The sequence below is a fragment of the Streptococcus sp. SR4 genome, from assembly GCF_000517725.1.
Taxonomy (GTDB): domain Bacteria; phylum Bacillota; class Bacilli; order Lactobacillales; family Streptococcaceae; genus Streptococcus; species Streptococcus salivarius_F.
Genome location: NZ_AZYW01000065.1, coordinates 1 through 1593, shown reverse-complemented (window position 1 = coordinate 1593; position 1593 = coordinate 1). Strand labels below are relative to the sequence as shown.

The 1593-nt window shown below is 34.3% G+C and carries 1 protein-coding gene and 3 pseudogenes; 2 read left to right on the top strand and 2 right to left on the bottom strand.

The features are described 5' to 3' along the window. A pseudogene (locus HMPREF1519_RS10490) lies at nt 1-99 on the bottom strand (hypothetical protein); the annotation flags it as partial. A gap of 32 nt (nt 100-131) precedes the next feature. Here HMPREF1519_RS10490 and HMPREF1519_RS07725 point away from each other — a divergent pair. Both HMPREF1519_RS07725 and HMPREF1519_RS10405 read left to right on the top strand, forming a co-directional pair. Continuing rightward, the gene (locus tag HMPREF1519_RS07725) at nt 132-644 is read left to right on the top strand and encodes an NAD(P)H-dependent oxidoreductase (RefSeq protein WP_021143975.1); all 513 of its coding nucleotides are present in this window, start codon (nt 132-134) and stop codon (nt 642-644) included. Nucleotides 645-821: 177 nt separating this feature from the next. Continuing rightward, a pseudogene (locus HMPREF1519_RS10405) lies at nt 822-920 on the top strand (helix-turn-helix domain-containing protein); the annotation flags it as partial. A gap of 87 nt (nt 921-1007) precedes the next feature. On the opposite strand, the pseudogene HMPREF1519_RS07720 reads toward HMPREF1519_RS10405, so the two are convergent. Beyond that, nucleotides 1008-1593, bottom strand: a pseudogene (locus HMPREF1519_RS07720) (helix-turn-helix domain-containing protein); the annotation flags it as partial.

Below are 1593 nucleotides of genomic sequence, written 5' to 3'. Positions count from 1 at the left end.
TCTGATGTCTTTGATAAGCTTATTGGTCCCCTCCAATTTTGCATTTGAGTAATGTGTTTCTAGTGCGTTTTTGATGTATGGTTTGTGTCTAAGGAAGGTCAAGCATAATTAAGATAAGAAAGAGAAACGATATGAAAACCACAATTTTTACATTTCACCCTCAATTAAAAACGGGCTCACGCATTAATAAAGAACTGGCAACAGCTGCTGCTGGAGCTGGTTATGACGTGCGAGATATGTACCAACTGTATCCCAATTTTGACATTGATGTCAAAACGGAGCAAAAGATTCTAGAGGTAAGTGATCGCATTGTACTCCAGTTCCCAATTTATTGGTACCAAACGCCAGCCCTCATGAAACAGTGGTTTGACGTTGTATTTGAATACGGTTGGGCCTATGGTTCGACTGGTACTGCCTTACAAGGCAAGGAAGTCATGTTGGTAGCTAGTTTTGGAGCTGGGCAAGATGACTACACGAGAAACGGCCGCTTCCATGTAACAATTGAAGAGATTTTAAAGCCTATCACTACGATTCAGTATTTGACAGGTCTAACATTTCTGGAACCTCTTATCATAACTGGTACTTTAAACATGGATCAAGAGTTATTATCAAATAAAGTAAATAAATACCTACAAATAATATAAATAAGACATATCAACCCTCTATAAATGGAATATACTTTATTATTTTTCTGTTTCAAACAATAAAGCATCAATCAATATACTTGAATACTAGTGGATATTATTGAGTATATTTCATATTGTCCAATTAGGACAATACATAAAATTTTTCCTCTATACTTTTCCTTAGGAGAAAGATTGATGTACCGACGTTTAAGGGATTTGAGAGAAGACAATGATTTCACTCAAAAATTCGTTGCCGAAAAACTTTCGTTTACTCAACGATATTCAGGAAAGATAAGAAGCATCTGAGTTTAACTTCAGATGCTTCTTTGGTAGTTATTACATTTGGAATGAATCATGTTTAAAATGTTGATGATATATTTTCTATTTTATGTTTAAATCTTTTTCCATTTCCATTTTAAGATTTTTGATGAAGACTTGGTCACCAAAAGCTTCAGCTAGTACGGTAGCCGTATTATAGAGCTCAGCCGCTTTATCTCTGTTGTTCTCATAGAACAGATAATATTTCGCTTCAAAAATAAGTACAGCGGGTTTGTAAGCATGTTGTAGAGTCTTATCGATAACAGTATGCATTTTATCGACAATAGTTTTCATATTTCTATAATCATGATGCATAACATAGATTCCACCTATAGTTGACAATGCTCCAAGTAGTTCAACATTAACTAACTCTTCCCCTTGTAATTCTTGATTAATTAATTTACATCGAAAACTTTCAACAATCTCTTTATCATAGTCACCAACTTGACATTGAAAGGTATAGTATTTAATTAGTAACAGGTCATTTAAGGAATATGCTTCTTTCTTCAAAACTTGAGTCAGATAGTCTTCAAAGATAGTTTCGATAGCATCCTCTTCACCTTCAGTCATAAAATTCAGGGTTCTTTCAATGATATCAATGGTTAACAGCTCGTCCTCTGGTAGAATATCAATATAGTTGTCGTAGAGG